General features: G+C 69.7%; 15 protein-coding genes and 1 pseudogene. 6 read left to right on the top strand and 10 right to left on the bottom strand.

The features are described from left to right. Positions 1 to 84 precede the first annotated feature (84 nt). From OG594_RS22940 to OG594_RS22925, 4 genes are all read right to left on the bottom strand, one after another. Positions 85 to 546, bottom strand: coding sequence for a hypothetical protein (locus OG594_RS22940; RefSeq protein ID WP_266603130.1), 462 nt, complete (start codon positions 544 to 546; stop codon positions 85 to 87). A 1-nt stretch (position 547) separates the two neighbouring features. Further along, positions 548 to 1012, bottom strand: a complete 465-nt coding sequence (locus tag OG594_RS22935; protein ID WP_266601915.1) for a DUF6228 family protein — start codon at positions 1010 to 1012, stop codon at positions 548 to 550. A gap of 87 nt (positions 1013 to 1099) precedes the next feature. Continuing rightward, entirely contained in the window at positions 1100 to 1729 is a 630-nt protein-coding gene (locus tag OG594_RS22930) for a hypothetical protein (protein WP_266601913.1), read from the bottom strand. Between the two features lie 106 nt (positions 1730 to 1835). Then, a complete protein-coding gene (locus OG594_RS22925; RefSeq protein ID WP_266601911.1) occupies positions 1836 to 2177 on the bottom strand; it encodes a hypothetical protein in 342 nt (113 codons plus the stop codon). Positions 2178 to 2537: 360 nt separating this feature from the next. Here OG594_RS22925 and OG594_RS22920 point away from each other — a divergent pair, with 360 nt between their 5' ends. Next, positions 2538 to 2996: a hypothetical protein gene (locus OG594_RS22920; RefSeq protein ID WP_266601909.1), complete on the top strand. Its 459-nt coding sequence runs from the start codon at positions 2538 to 2540 to the stop codon at positions 2994 to 2996. 162 nt (positions 2997 to 3158) lie between these two features. On the opposite strand, the gene OG594_RS22915 is transcribed toward OG594_RS22920, so the two are convergent. Further along, positions 3159 to 4118: an alpha/beta fold hydrolase gene (locus OG594_RS22915; protein WP_266601907.1), complete on the bottom strand. Its 960-nt coding sequence runs from the start codon at positions 4116 to 4118 to the stop codon at positions 3159 to 3161. A 168-nt stretch (positions 4119 to 4286) separates the two neighbouring features. On the opposite strand from OG594_RS22915, the gene OG594_RS22910 reads away from it, so the two are divergent. Continuing rightward, positions 4287 to 4883, top strand: coding sequence for a TetR/AcrR family transcriptional regulator (locus OG594_RS22910; protein WP_266601905.1), 597 nt, complete (start codon positions 4287 to 4289; stop codon positions 4881 to 4883). A gap of 54 nt (positions 4884 to 4937) precedes the next feature. On the opposite strand, the gene OG594_RS22905 is transcribed toward OG594_RS22910, so the two are convergent. Continuing rightward, positions 4938 to 5723, bottom strand: a complete 786-nt coding sequence (locus OG594_RS22905; RefSeq protein WP_266601903.1) for a barstar family protein — start codon at positions 5721 to 5723, stop codon at positions 4938 to 4940. 811 nt (positions 5724 to 6534) lie between these two features. Further along, positions 6535 to 7272, bottom strand: coding sequence for a hypothetical protein (locus OG594_RS22900; protein ID WP_266601901.1), 738 nt, complete (start codon positions 7270 to 7272; stop codon positions 6535 to 6537). A 434-nt stretch (positions 7273 to 7706) separates the two neighbouring features. Here OG594_RS22900 and OG594_RS22895 point away from each other — a divergent pair, with 434 nt between their 5' ends. Beyond that, a complete protein-coding gene (locus tag OG594_RS22895; RefSeq protein ID WP_266601899.1) occupies positions 7707 to 8186 on the top strand; it encodes an endonuclease domain-containing protein in 480 nt (159 codons plus the stop codon). A 485-nt stretch (positions 8187 to 8671) separates the two neighbouring features. Here OG594_RS22895 and OG594_RS22890 read toward each other — a convergent pair whose 3' ends face one another. After that, a complete protein-coding gene (locus tag OG594_RS22890; RefSeq protein WP_266601897.1) occupies positions 8672 to 9568 on the bottom strand; it encodes a LysR family transcriptional regulator in 897 nt (298 codons plus the stop codon). 156 nt (positions 9569 to 9724) lie between these two features. Here OG594_RS22890 and OG594_RS22885 point away from each other — a divergent pair, with 156 nt between their 5' ends. After that, positions 9725 to 10534 (top strand): alpha/beta fold hydrolase, encoded by an 810-nt coding sequence (locus tag OG594_RS22885; RefSeq protein ID WP_266601895.1) that lies wholly within the window; start codon positions 9725 to 9727, stop codon positions 10532 to 10534. Between the two features lie 66 nt (positions 10535 to 10600). On the opposite strand, the pseudogene OG594_RS22880 reads toward OG594_RS22885, so the two are convergent. Then, a pseudogene (locus tag OG594_RS22880) lies at positions 10601 to 10904 on the bottom strand (XRE family transcriptional regulator); the annotation flags it as partial. 208 nt (positions 10905 to 11112) lie between these two features. On the opposite strand from OG594_RS22880, the gene OG594_RS22875 reads away from it, so the two are divergent. Next, positions 11113 to 11286, top strand: a complete 174-nt coding sequence (locus OG594_RS22875; RefSeq protein WP_266601893.1) for a hypothetical protein — start codon at positions 11113 to 11115, stop codon at positions 11284 to 11286. 292 nt (positions 11287 to 11578) lie between these two features. Continuing rightward, positions 11579 to 12502: an aminoglycoside phosphotransferase family protein gene (locus OG594_RS22870; RefSeq protein WP_266601891.1), complete on the top strand. Its 924-nt coding sequence runs from the start codon at positions 11579 to 11581 to the stop codon at positions 12500 to 12502. Between the two features lie 147 nt (positions 12503 to 12649). On the opposite strand, the gene OG594_RS22865 is transcribed toward OG594_RS22870, so the two are convergent. Next, positions 12650 to 13186, bottom strand: a complete 537-nt coding sequence (locus OG594_RS22865; RefSeq protein WP_266601889.1) for an SMI1/KNR4 family protein — start codon at positions 13184 to 13186, stop codon at positions 12650 to 12652. Positions 13187 to 13318 lie beyond the last annotated feature (132 nt).

The raw sequence follows: 13318 nt of genomic DNA, 5'->3' as shown, positions 1-13318 counted from the left end.
GCCTCGAACCTGTCCTTCGGGAAGCGCACGCGTTCCCGCGAACGTATGCCAGGCAGCGCCGAAACCATCCGGGTTCGGTCGGGCTCAGGCTTTCTCCGGGGGACGGCTCTTGTGCCAGACATCTCTGAGGGCTTCGAGTTCACAGCGGGGAAAGTGCTCGCCCCACTTGCCGCGATACCCGCTCTCGCCGTACTTCCGCGCGACCTCGTCGAAACATCTGACCACCGCACGAGCCACAGTGTCGATGCTTTGTTGGCTCGACCAGATTTCGGTTCCTGCGTTGTCGTGCTTGCTGCCATCGGCCAGTTCCAGCACACGAATCCACACGTCGGTGCCCTCCCGGTAGAGGATCCAGCGGAAGGCGGTCGGTTCCGCCTCGAACTGCACGCGTACCTCCGCCTCACCGGTGACGAGGCGGGCCACCGCCGTCAGTAGGTCCTCGGGTGCCGTGGAGATGTACGAGGCTGTGACCTCGGCTTCCGCCTGTTGATCGGCGACGGTGCAGTCGGCCCATCCCCGCCCGTTGAGAGTCCAAACGAGCTGCATCTCACCCACGATGACCGGCCTCCTGGCCGAGGAAGTACCGGACATCGGCTGCGAGAGTGGACATCTGCTCGCCGGCTTCCAGCCAGGTGGTGACGGATGCCTCCCAGCTACCAACGGATGTTTTCCAAGGACGTAGTGTCCAGGTCAGCCCAACATGGCCGCCCGAGCGGAAGACCGCTCTGACAGTGAGATCGCGGTCGTTGGTCTGCCAGACACGCTCTCCATCCCAGCCGCGGAAGTCCTCGGAGAGCTTCTCCAGGAAGGGAGCCAGGTCGGCGCCCCACTTCCAGGCTGCCACGCCGTCCAGGCGAGCGTTCAGTCCTGCCGCGCAAGCCTCGATGGCGTAGTGGACGCAGTGTTCGTCTTCATCGAAGAGGTCGCAGAGCTTCACCGAGACGGCCCGGTCGTCCTGGCAGCGGACGGTCAATTCGGCTGGTTCTTCGCGGGCGGTGTCTCGAGAGCTCATCCAGAGACACTAGGCCAAGGACGTGCTCGTCGTCACCGTGATTGCAGGTCAGGCAGGCGGCGGGGTCGAGGTGGTCGGCAAGATGGATCATCGCGGCTTCGGGGTCCGCCAACAGATCACGTCGCGCTCGTAGTTGTGGGTCGCGCACGCTCGCCACGGAGCATGCGGGCTGAACCGGCCGGCCGCCGGGCGGTCTTCGAGTCCCATCAGATACCGCAGGCAGTTGCGGATCGTCCCGCGGTGCGCGCTGCCACCGGAATCGTCCGCGAAACGCACCGGTGAGTCCGGGAACTCTTCGCGGACGTCATCGGGAAACCGGTGCAGGACGAGGTCGAGTCCGTCCAGCATCGGCACGCAGCGCGGCCTGGGCCCGGAGATGCGAGCGCATTTGCCGAACCGCACGTGAGTTTTCCGAACGGACCCGCGTGAAGTCTGCGCATGCTCGCGCCGGGTCGAGGCGGTCCGCCCGGCAAGAGCCAGGTCGCCGACGACACGGTCGATGTCCTCGGGAGTGACGTCCCAGGCGGGCCGGCCCGGCGCAGTGAGCGTCCGTTCCAGCAAGCCGATGTCGTCCTCTACCGTCACCGGACTGAACCCACGAGCGCGCAGGGAAGCCACAAGTGCGTCGACGCAGTCGGCTTGGAACTCCCACGGATCGGCGGTCACCGGATCCCGCAGAACGGCACTGCCCTGGACCACCCTCAACTGGGCTGTCACCGGCACACCTTCCTCGCACGTGACCGATCAAGGCAGCACCTGGAGAATCCGGGTACGACCGTGAAGACCATCGAGGACGAAGCACCGGGCCGGACGGGACCGGACGCTAGTCCTCGCTGAACTCCTCAGCGAGGATCTCCACCTCCTCGCTCGGACCGGAGATGGTCAGCCAATGCAGCACGCAGCGGTTGTCGTGGTGATGCAGGAGGTGGCGGGCCTCGGCCGGCCAAGGACCGTACTGAGGCAGTTCCCGCACGGCGACCTCGGCCACGAAGCCGCCATCCGGGTCGGCCAGGTCGGTTCTCGCATGAACGATGCCCACAAGGCGCAAGGTCGCCCTGGCGCTCTCCGAACTCAACTCGATGACAGCCTCGCTGGGCTGCAGATCGGTCCGAAGGACGATCGACGTCAACCAGTAGAAGTGGCCGCGTAGTTGTTCAAGGCTCACGGCTGAACACTAACTCGAGCGGTTCCCACGAGGCGGCGCTGCAGGCGCGGGGCCCCCTTTTCCGGACTGCTCGGGGGTCAGCCTTCGCGGAGCGCGGCGCCGCCGTCTGGGAGGAGAAGGCCCGGGCTCCGCCGACGCCACCTCACCGGCCGTAGAACGAAGCCACGAAATGACACGACACGACACGAGCACGAGAACCTGGCCGGCCTCGAACGCCACGATCCCAGCAACATGTGGCGCGCCCTCACCTGCCTTCACGCATCCCATCCCGAACCGGTCAACTACTTCGAGTCGTTCGAGCGTGTCAACGGCCGACCAGGTGCCGCCGCACCATGGTCTCCTCCCTCCCCGCACTGGTCAGTGAACTTCCGCCCGCACCGCTTCCACTCGGGGCGCTGCGCCTCCCGCTCGGCGGCACATCGCTGTGCCTCCCGGGCGTCGGCGCGGTCCGCCTGCGCGCAGGCGGGGCCGGATGCGGCGGAGGGCATCGCCCGCGCCGTCATCGACTTCGCCGTGCAGCTCCTCACCGCCGACCACGAGAACGTCGCCGATGTCCTGCGCGAGTTGGAGGCGGTCGGAGTGGGCCAGGCCCTCGATGCCCGCACCGGCCGGCGCCCGCCCCGTGTGCCTTCCTTCGTGTCGTGCGCATCGTGGACGGTGGTGGTGCGCACCCCGCCCATCGGGTGGGCACCACCGCCGACCCGTTCACCGGACCGCACCGCACCGCACCGCACCGCACCGCACCAGGCACCAGGCACCACGATGCGGACCAGCATGCACCGCACCAGGTGCGCGGCCGCGGTGGCGGGCCGCGGCTAGCTGCGATGCGAGGTACGGCATGGGTCTTTGCTGCCGCCCGGTTTCTTGCATCTCCCGGGCCCTGGTTTCAGCGCGTTCGTGGCGGGCGAGGGACCGCGGCTCCTCTGCGGCGAGCCGAACGACGACGGCCGGGCCGTCTGATACAGGACGTGGTCGTGGGGGCTACTTGAATTCGACTCGTCCTATCGGGTCGGGTCCGGCCGTCAGTGCCTCGCAGGCGATCTCCCAGGTGGAGGCGCCGGGGTGGAGCTGGGTGTGGAGGTAGGCAGCGGCGAGCTGCGCAAGGGCGGCGACTCGCTCGGGGTTCTCGTCGGTGGTCTCGGCGGCGTCGTATCCGGCGATCCCGCCGAGCCCGTGCTCCGCGTCGAACAGGGTGAGCAGGGTCTTGGGGCCGGGGGCGAGGGTGTAGGGGTCGGCGTGCCAGTCCGGCCCCATGTCCGTGAAGTGCCGGGGGTCGTCCTTGTCGCCGGCGACGACCAGCGCGGGTGCGGTCATGGTGGAGAAGTCGACGGCCCCGATGATCGGCCACTGCTCCGCCATGGGCCCGTTGAGGACGTCGCCGCCCCTGCCGGGCGCGGCGAGCAGTACGCCCGCCTTGATCCGGGGCTCGACGAGGTGCACCACGTTCCCGGTGTCGGGGTCGGTGAGCCCGGCACCCAGCAGGAGGCCGGCGGTGAAGCCTCCGAGCGAGTGTCCCGCAAGGGCGACCTTGGTGTGGTCGATGCGTCCGGCGAGCTGCGGCACTGCGTTCTCGATCACGTCGAGCTGGTCGAGGATGTGGGTCATGTCCTCGGCGCGGGAGCGCCAGAAGTCGGGTGCGCCGGGGGCGTCGGCGACCAGGTGGGTCAGTGTGCTGGAGGTGAGGTGGGTGGGTTGGACGACGACGAATCCGTGTGCGGCCCAGAAGTCGGTGAGCGGCGCGTAGCCGTTGAGTGAGGAGAGGTTGTTCGAGGGGCCGTGGCCGTGGGAGAAGAGGATGACGGGGAGGCCCGTTCCGGTCGCGGGCGCGGAGACGCGCACGTGGAGGTCCACAGGACGTCCTGGCACGGACAGGACTACGGGGCTGAATGACAGGACCGGTGCGGCCGTACCCAAGGCGTCGGCGGTGATGGCTGTGCTCACGGTGTGAATTCCCTTTCGGTGGCGCCCGCCACCCGCCGGACTCTTGCAGCCGGCGGGCGGACAGGCGGTCAGGGGCGTCCCGTTTCGGCTAAGCTGAAGCGGAACGCTGCTCCATTTAGTATCCGGAGCATCGCTCCGTTTTGTCAATCGTCGTCGAAGGAGAACGTGATGGCCACCGAGGGTCCTGCCGGGGATTCGCCGTCCCGAAGCAAGCGGGCCGACGCTCAGCGCAACCGGGAGACGGTGCTCACGGCCGCAGCCGAGGTGTTCGTAACCTCCGGCGTCGACGCGCCGATCCGCCAGATCGCGGCCCAGGCGGGCGTCGGGATGGCCACGATCTACCGCCACTTCCCCACGCGGGCGGACCTCGTCACCGCCGTGTACCAGCACCAGATCGAGGCGTGCGCCGAAGCCGGCCCGAACCTGCTGGCCAATGCCGCCTCCCCGCTCGACGCACTGCGCCAATGGATCGACCTCTTCGTCGACTTCCTCGTCACCAAACACGGCCTCGCCGACGCCCTACAGTCGGACAACGACCGCTTCGCCGCGCTGCACGCCTACTTCCTCGACCGCCTCCTGCCCGTCTGCGCGCAACTGCTCGACGCCGCGGTCGAGGCCGACGAAATCAGGCCGGGCACACAGCCGTACGAGCTGATGCGCGGCATCGGCAACCTCTGCATCGGACGCGACAACGACCCCCGATACGACCCCCGCCGCCTGATCGCCCTCCTCCTCCAGGGACTCCAGCGACCGCAGACGTCCTGATGCCGAGCAACATCGCGACCAGGCTCCTCCCCGACTTCCGATCGATGCGTCTACTCAGCGAACCCCGCGGCTTGGCTGGCGCGATCCATCATGTGGCCGTCCGACGGTTCGCGATCGTTCGCGATGCAGGTGCTCAGAGCGGGACTGGAGGATGTCCAGGGCCTCGTGGATCGAGCAGCCGAGGTGGTCTCGGAACATCTTGACGACCTTGACGGTCATGCCGCTGAGGATCTCCTTGTCCGCGAAGGAGAGCGGGCCGGCCGTCCAGGGGGTGGAGGCGGGATCTCCACCGGGCCAGTCGACGTCGGTCAGGGTGACGAGCAGGCGGCCGTCCGCGAGCGCCACCGCCACGTCCGTGCCGCGGGCTGCCTTCTCCGTGAAGGCAGCGGGTGCAGTGTGGTCCAGGAGGAAGACGAAGTGCTGGGCAATGCATTGCCGCCATTCATCGAGCTCGCCGTCGGCGTCCAGGCGGAGGTTGGAGTTCCAGGCTGCCTGGGCGAGAACCGATACGAACAGTCCTAGGAAGTCCGACTTCAGCAGGTCGTCCGCGTGCTCGATCAGAATCGCGAGGTCTTGGCTCCCGTGGCCAGGACCGTGCCAGTCGTGAAGGCAATCGACGAGAGCGTCCCAGTTGTGGCCGAAGTAGCCGAGGAACGACAGCTCCCGGGCGAAGGTGCGAAAAACGGACCCCGGATCACGCATTTCCCGGCCGTCCAGCCGCAGGACCAGACCGTTTCGCTGCGCGAGCGCGGCCGTTTCCGACGCCAGCCACGGGTCGGCCGGGGAGGTGAACACGACCCATGGAGAGCGATGTTCCGTCAGAGTGGGCTCGGTCATCATGGGTGAGATCCTTGCACGGCATTTGCTCGGAGCCCGAGCGATCGAGGGAGGGCAGATCGTGCTCAACGAGCACCGTCCGCCCTGGTCAGGAGGCTGCCGATGACCATCTTCCATGAGCGGCCAGCGGGAGGGTTGAGCTTCGGCGCCGTCCTTGCACCACAGGGCTACCGCATCGGGATCGTCTTCCGCAACGGGTGAAAGCCAGCTCGTCCGTAGAGCTGCCTTTTGATCTTCTTGATGCGATCGACGGCGCCTTCGATGCTGCCGGAGCTCCAGTGGAGGGTGAGTCCGGCCGTCACGGCGCGAGGTCCCGGAGCAGGTTGGAGTGCGAAGCCGGTGAGGCCGGGCAGTTGGCTCGGGTCGACTGCGTCGATCCAGGTCGGGAGCCTGGCGCCGAGGCGGGCGGTGAGCATTTTCACTGAATGCGCGGACATGTCCGGTGGCCGTGTCCAGTTCTGGGCAGCGTGCCAGGACATCCTTCAGGCTGGCGCGGTCGTCCTCGCTCAGCACGGTGGGGTGTCGGGTGAGCCAGCCGGTCAGCTGCCGCACCGTCGGAGGCCGGGGCGGCGCGCCAGCCGGAGCCCCGCGGAGGGTAGCGATGTACCTGCGGACCATCGGGTAGGCGACGGGCGCATCGTTGGCAACGATGCGCTGTGGAGGCGGGTGGCGCTGGTGCATCCTTCGGCGAATCGGCGCTCCAGGTAGGGCTTGTAGGGGTCCAGCCTGCTGGGTCGGGGCCGGTTCTCGCGGGTGGTGTCCTGCCAGCGTATCGGCGCACGCCATTGAGACGCTGGAGGGAACGCCGTGCTGGCTAGCCGCCCCCGCCTCCGCCGCATCCGCTGCCGCCGCCGCACCCGTAGCCCCCGGCGCCACTGATGCCGATGCCGGAGGGCCCGCCCCGGCCGCGCTTCCGGGGGCCGGGGCGGCGCCGGGGCGCGGGGCGGGTGGTGCGCTTGACGTGGAGTTCGAGCAGGACGGCCGGCCCCAGGGCCTGCTCCAAAGCCGCGAGGAGCTGTCGGGCGTCGGTGTCCGGCGGGAGGACGGCCCGGCAGACGTCGGAGTCGTCCCGGATCAGGCGCAGCGTGAGGACGCGTGTGGCGGGGAGGGGGTCCCCGGCGTACGGCTCCTCGATCTCCTGCTCCAGGCGCAGCCGGTCCGGCTCCTCCATCGGCCGCCATGGACCGCTCCCCAGGCCGCGCACCAGGCGCACCCCGGGGGGATCGCCGACGGCGGAGAACCTGATCCGGTACACCTGGAAGCAGGCCACGGACAGCGCGCCCGCGAAGCCCGCCGCGACGGCTACGAACACCATCCAGAGGGCCACCACCCCCACCGTGGCCCAGCCGGCGCCGGAGAAGAGCACGATCACCGCCACCGGCAGGACGAGGGCGAGGCCGAGGAGGCCCGTACCGAGCGCGGTCAGCGCGGCGCTCCCCAGCGAGCGCGGCAGGATGAGCCAAGAGGCGCCGCCCGCCCGCAGCACCACGTCCGTCGTCCCCGACTCGCCCCGCTCCACGCGGCCGGGCGCCCCCGGACTATGTGCCGTCATTGCCCCACGATAGATCTAACGCCGGGTGACTGACCAGATGCCGTACGTGAGAGACCGCGGGCGGCGGTGCGATGCGGCGAGGGCCCTTCAGCCCCGCCGGTGCAGGGGGGTGCTCACTCGCTGGGGTCGTCGTGGGCGGGCATCGGACCACCTCCGCTCGGGCAGAGAGCGCGGAGAGCGCGGAGAGCACCGTCGGTGCTCACCTTGGAGCGGGCCCTGGACGCGGCGCAGCCCATGGGGACCCGACTGTGCTCCCTGCGCGGCGCGGCCGCCGAACTCGACCCGGTCCTCAAGGGCTTCGACCGCGGATTCCCCGGCGCGGACCAGCGGCCGGACGAGCGCCGGAGTGCCCGTACCGGACGGCCGTACGACGATCCGCGCACGCGTGCGGGGGCTGGGTCGGTGTTGTCAGAGCCCGCTCTCACCATCCGGGCATGGCTCAGATCAGCCCCGGGCTCGCCCGCACGCACTTCGCGGAGATCTCCGCCGGATCCGCCGTCCCGCTCGATCTGGACGACCTCGTGAGCATGGTGCGACTGCGCCAGCACGCCCACTGCCACGACCACGGCTACGTGCGCGGCCCACTGTGCACCAGCTGCAACAAGTATCAGGGGAAAAGCACTGCCCACTCCTTCCTGCGGGACAAGGAGGGCTCCGTGCTGCGCCTGCTGGGGTGCCGCGGCTGCCTGGAGGGGCGCACCCTGCTTGTCCGGTACCACGCCGCCCTCGCCCGGATGCATCTGGAGGCGAGGGAACGCCACGTCATCCGTTCACGCCGCTACAGGCGTGAGCCATGGATCGAGGACGTCGAACTCGACCACGACGCGCACCGCTTCGAGCTGTCCTGCCGGTGGCGCGACGCAAGGTGGACGGGGACCGTCATGGTGGTAGAGGCCGCGAAACTCGTGCGGTAGTTCGTCTCGAAGGCCGGCAGGCCGGCAGGCGTTTGGTAGCCGGTCAGCAGGACGAGCGCGGCCTTGGAGGCGGCGTAGCCGAAGGCCCGTTCCGGTTCCGCGAAGTACTCCAGCAGTTGTGCCCGCATCCGGGTGACGGCGCGGGTGCGGTCGGAGGCGAGGACGCTGACCACGGCCAGTGAGCAGAGCGATCAGAAGTGCGCCCCGCCAGCGTTCAGGTCGACGGCCCAGGTCACCGGGCCGTCCTCGGCCAGTGCCAGGACGCCGCCCATCAGCTCCAGGAGCTCAGGCCTTCGTCCTGCCCCTGTCGATCACCGTGCAGGGGTACGCGGCCTCGCCGGCATCCGTCCCCGCCCAGAGCTCGGGGCACCCGAGCCTCCCTCCTCCCTCGTCGTCCGGTTGACTGGCCCCACGGCCTGAGCGCTTCCCTAGCCCGACCAGGGCCCCTGGTCTCCCGGTCGCCTGGGCAAGCGGCGAGCCACACCCTACGCCCGGGCTCCCTCGTCCGCCTCGTAGCAGGCTTCGATCAGGGCACGCAGTGCAGTCCGGGGCGGACCGTTCCGCACCGCAAGGTAGGTCTGCATGACGGGCGCCGGGTCGCTCAGGCGGCGGAACACCACGCCGGGAACGTGGAGCTGATCCGCGTGCGGGGCGTAGAAGACCGTCCAGGACGGTTTGCCGTAGCCGATGGCGGCGAGGGTGTCCTGGTCGTTGGTGAACTCCGGCCCCAGGACGGGTGTGTAGCCGGCCGCCCGGCAGGAACGCATCACCAGGTCGTGGAGTGCGGGGTTACGAGAGCGGGGGGAGAGCCGCAGCGGTAGTTCCGCGAGCCGGGCCAGTACTACGGGCTCCCGCGCGGCGAGCTCGTGGCCCGCGGGTAGCGCCGCCATCAGCGTGTCCCGCCACAGCGGCAGGAACTCCAGCCCGGGGACGGCCCGTTCACCGTGCAGCAGGGTGGCGTCCAGGTCACCGGCCCGCACCTGTGCCAGACGTTTGTCTGTACTGCCGGTGACGAGTTCCAACTGGGCCTGTGCGGTACGTCGGGTGAACGCGGTGAGTACGGCGTCCAGCCAGGCACCCAGCCCGGAGCTGGTGCCGAGGCGCACCGTCGCGGCCTGTTCGGCGCGCAGTTCGTCGATGGCCTCCCGGGCGCGTACCTCGACGGCGAGCATCTCCCTTGCGTACGGGAGGAGCTGGTTGCCGGCCTCGGTGAGCCGGACAACGCGGGTGGAGCGGGCGAACAGCTCGGTCCCCAGCTCGCGTTCGAGCCGGCGGAGCTGCTGGCTGACCGCGGACTGCACAATGTGCAACCTCTCGGCAGCACGGCCGAAGTGCAGTTCTTCCGCCACGGTGAGGAAGTAGCGCAGCTGACGCAGCTCCATGGGCCTCCGCTCTCCCTGTCCGCCGTGACCAGCATTGATCACTTTTCGCGATCAGTGTAGGCGCGGATCGCTCATTGGCCGGCGAGGGTGATCGCGGTTCGCTGGGGACATCACGAACCGCGCGGCCCGCAAGGGCCCACGAGGCAGGGGAGAAACATGCCCGGCTTGAACGTCAACGACACCACGCTCCACTACGAGGACGAAGGGGCCGGTCCGGCGCTGCTGTTCCTGCACGGCTGGGGCACCAGCGGCCGGACCTGGGGCGCCCAGCTGCCTGAATTCACCCGGGACCACCGGGTCGTCACGGTCGACTGGCGGGGCTGCGGGCGGTCGGCTCGCCCCGTCCGGGGCAACTCCACCGCCGGGGTGGTCAGCGACCTGGTGGCGCTGATCGGCGCGCTGCGGCTGGACCGGCCGGTGGTCATCGGCTCGTCGATCGGCGGGTCTTTTGCCAGCGAACTGGCTCTTCAGCGGCCCGAGTTGATCGCAGGCGTGGTCCCGGTGGGCGCGCCGGGGTACTGGCCGTCGACGAAGGCTCAGGCGAAGGCTCAGGCGGAGCTCGTGGCCGCTCTGCGCCGCGACCGGGCCGGTACGGTCGCCGGCTGGGTGCCGGGGTGGTACGCGCCGGGCACCGCGCCCGCGCTCATCGACTGGACGGTCCGCCAGATCCTGGACTCCGGCGTCTACATCGACGAGCACCAGGCCACCGCCAACGGCTACGACCCACGCCCGACACTGCCCGGTCTGCAGGTGCCGATCCACTACATCCACGGTGAGCTGGACACCGCGATCCCCCTGGAGGTGGCCCGGACCTGCGCCGCCCTCACCCCCGAAGCCGAGGTGAGCGTGATTGCCGCCGCCGGCCACATGCCACACCAGGAGCTTCCCGAGCAGTTCAACACCGCACTGCGCGCCGCGCTCACCCGGATGGCCAGGATGGCCCGGGCAGCCCGCGCCACCGCGTAGCCCGCCCGGACGAGCCCACCGAGACCGTCCCGGTCAGGACACGTGACTGCGACCGGACGCGGCATCGTCAATCACGATGCCGCGGGTGGTCGCCGCCTTCTCCCTGACCTTGGCCCGGATCTGCGGCTGCCAGCGGGCCTTCACCACGCGCTCCAGGCGCGCGGCGAGGTCGGGCACACGGCTTCTCGGCCTGGCCCGCTGCGCGCCTCTCCAGCCGCCGCTGCGACATGCTGAGCAGTTCGGCGACCGCCTTCGTGCCGCCCAACCGCGCGACCGTGTACCGTATTTGCGACCCGGCGGACTTGGGCGCGGGACGGGTGAACGCATTCTGCACCGCCTTGTCGAGGCCGTCCCCGAACTCCGTGCTCACTGCCTGCCCACTCCCCTACTCGCCGTTGCCGACGTCGGTGACGGTGCCGTCCTTGACGTACCGAGCCAGGTTGAGCTCCCGCGCGTCGAACCGCTCACGCAACAGCCCGAAGAACGATTTGCTGTGGCGATCGAGGTGCTCCAGGTGTGCAGGTGTGCATTGATGGCCTGCGTGCCGCAGCCCAGGAGCTCGGCGCCTGACCGGCGCCGTGACGGTTGTCCCGGCGGCCGTCCAGGTACTCGCCTCACGCGAGGCGGCCCACTGGTCCTCATGGGCAGAGCGGTTGGCCTACGCCCCGCAGGCGCTCGCCTTCGCCAGGCCCTCGGACTCCCGGCGGACGCTGCTGCGCCTTCCGCCCACCGCACGCGCCCGGGCCGCCTGACCGACATCCACGATCTCGACTCCGTTACGGCCTGGTCGTCATCCGTTGCAGTCGCCATCACTTCGGGGTGGCAACCGTGGTGATCGCCGGCGCGCAGCCCGCTCCGAAATGTTCAGGATCGCCTCCGTCCTCGCCCCCGCTTCCTTGCCCGGGGCAGCGACCTGCCGGAGGGTGGCGACGGCGGCTCCTGTCGGCCCCCGGCCGGCGCCAGCGGAGGGTAATGGTGGGGGCGGCCAGGAAGGCGACCTACCTTGGGTCGCGGCCACCAACTCGCTCCCCGAAAGGACACCCAATGGGTTTACCAGAGGGCATCAAGGTTCCTGACGCCCTGCTCGCGTCGTACACGAGGCACGGCGGTGAAGTGGAACGGGCCTGGATCGCCCGGCTGCCCGTACTGGTGGCGGAGCTGCTCGACCGGTGGGAGCTGGAGCGCGACGGCGGCATCGCTTCCGGCGAGGCCTCGCTGGTGGTGCCGGTGCGCCGTACGGACGACACGCGCGCCGCACTCAAACTCCAGATGCCCCGCGAGGAGACGACCGCCGCGCTGATCGGCCTACGGGCGTGGAACGGCGACGGCATCGTACGGCTGCTCGACCACGACCCGGAGAGCAGCGCGATGCTGCTGGAACGCCTGGACCCCTCACGCACCCTGGCTTCCGTCGAGGACGACGACCTGGCCATGGGCACCTTGGGCGCGATCATGGGCCGGTTGCACTCCGTCCCGGCGCCCGAGGGCCTGCGCGGCCTCGGCGACGTCGCGCGGGACATGCTGGCGTCCGTGCCGGCGGCCGCCACCGCCCTGACGGACCCCGCCGACCGGCGGCGGCTGCGCGATTGGGCCTCGGCCGTCACCGAGCTGGTCGGCGAGCCCGGCGACCGGATGCTGCACTGGGACCTGCACTACGGCAACGTACTCGCCGCCGAGCGCGAGCCGTGGCTGGCCATCGACCCCGAACCCCTCATCGGCGACCCGGGCTTCGACCTGTGGCCGGCTCTGGACACCGGTTGGAGGAAGCTCCACGCCGCGGGGAACGCCACCCGGGTGCTGCAACGCCGCTTCGACCTGTTGACCGAAGCACTCGGGCTGGACCGTCTGCGCGCGGCCGGCTGGACCCTGGCCCGGCTGCTGCAGAACACGCTATGGGACATCGAGGACGGACGGACCACCATCGGCGTCTCCCAGACCATCGTGGCCGAGGCGCTACCCCGTCGCTGAACACTTCGCCAACACGACGCGAACGCGAACGCGCCCGCATCCGCATCCGCACCCGCATCCGCAGCGCGAAAGACATCCGATGGGGCGGCAGACCATGACGAACAGCAGCCTGACCACCCGACCTGGCAAGCTTTCCCGGGCACAGGACTACATGTCGAAGGGTTCGTAGCGGGCGTCGGCCTCGGGCCAGGCGCGGTCCATGAACGGCGCCCGGTCGAGGCCGTCGAAGCAGCGCATCACGAAGCCGGTGAAGGTGCCGCTGGTGCGGTACCACTCCGCGCACTCGCTGCCGACCACGATCTCCCAGTTGCCCGGATCCGGGTCGCTGGCCAGGAAGTAGTACTCGCTGCTGTGCTCGTCGTGACCCCAGCGGATCAGCCCACCGGGGTCGGGGTGGAAGGGAAAGGGGTAGAGCTCCTCCCACCCCCTCCGTGCCTCGCGCCAGGCCTCCAGGGACCAGAAGTCCTCGAGTTCGACGGGGGTCATGAGACCCGTCGGCCGGTCCAGGTGGAGGTACCCGTCGAGGGTTCCCGGCCCGTACACGTCCATGAAGGCCTTGTAGTCCGCGGGCAGCGTGACACCGAGGTGCCGTTCGGAGGCCTCCCAGACCTCTCGGCGCGGCCAGCCCCACGCCTCCTCCGGCTCACCGAGCAGTGCCTGGAGACGTTCCAATGGCGATGGCATGTCTTCCTCGTCCCCGATATGTGACTGGCCGGGAAACATCATCAGGTCTCCCTCTGACAACACCGATAGGCGCCCCGGCCTCTGCCGTGGGGTGTGCTGCAACGCGCGATGACCGGAAGGACGCCGCGGGCC

The organism is Streptomyces sp. NBC_01214, from assembly GCF_026340975.1.
Classification (GTDB): Bacteria; Actinomycetota; Actinomycetes; order Streptomycetales; family Streptomycetaceae; genus Streptomyces.
This window is presented reverse-complemented; position numbering and strand designations above follow the sequence as displayed.

Coding starts and splice junctions, on each gene's coding strand:
- OG594_RS22905 (WP_266601903.1), bottom strand. CDS start 5,723: ATGATGACCGAGCCCACTCTGACGGAACATCGCTCTCCATGGGTCGTG.
- OG594_RS22900 (WP_266601901.1), bottom strand. CDS start 7,272: ATGACGGCACATAGTCCGGGGGCGCCCGGCCGCGTGGAGCGGGGCGAG.
- OG594_RS22940 (WP_266603130.1), bottom strand. CDS start 546: ATGCAGCTCGTTTGGACTCTCAACGGGCGGGGATGGGCCGACTGCACC.
- OG594_RS22865 (WP_266601889.1), bottom strand. CDS start 13,186: ATGCCATCGCCATTGGAACGTCTCCAGGCACTGCTCGGTGAGCCGGAG.
- OG594_RS22910 (WP_266601905.1), top strand. CDS start 4,287: ATGGCCACCGAGGGTCCTGCCGGGGATTCGCCGTCCCGAAGCAAGCGG.
- OG594_RS22885 (WP_266601895.1), top strand. CDS start 9,725: ATGCCCGGCTTGAACGTCAACGACACCACGCTCCACTACGAGGACGAA.
- OG594_RS22870 (WP_266601891.1), top strand. CDS start 11,579: ATGGGTTTACCAGAGGGCATCAAGGTTCCTGACGCCCTGCTCGCGTCG.
- OG594_RS22895 (WP_266601899.1), top strand. CDS start 7,707: ATGGCTCAGATCAGCCCCGGGCTCGCCCGCACGCACTTCGCGGAGATC.
- OG594_RS22935 (WP_266601915.1), bottom strand. CDS start 1,012: ATGAGCTCTCGAGACACCGCCCGCGAAGAACCAGCCGAATTGACCGTC.
- OG594_RS22890 (WP_266601897.1), bottom strand. CDS start 9,568: ATGGAGCTGCGTCAGCTGCGCTACTTCCTCACCGTGGCGGAAGAACTG.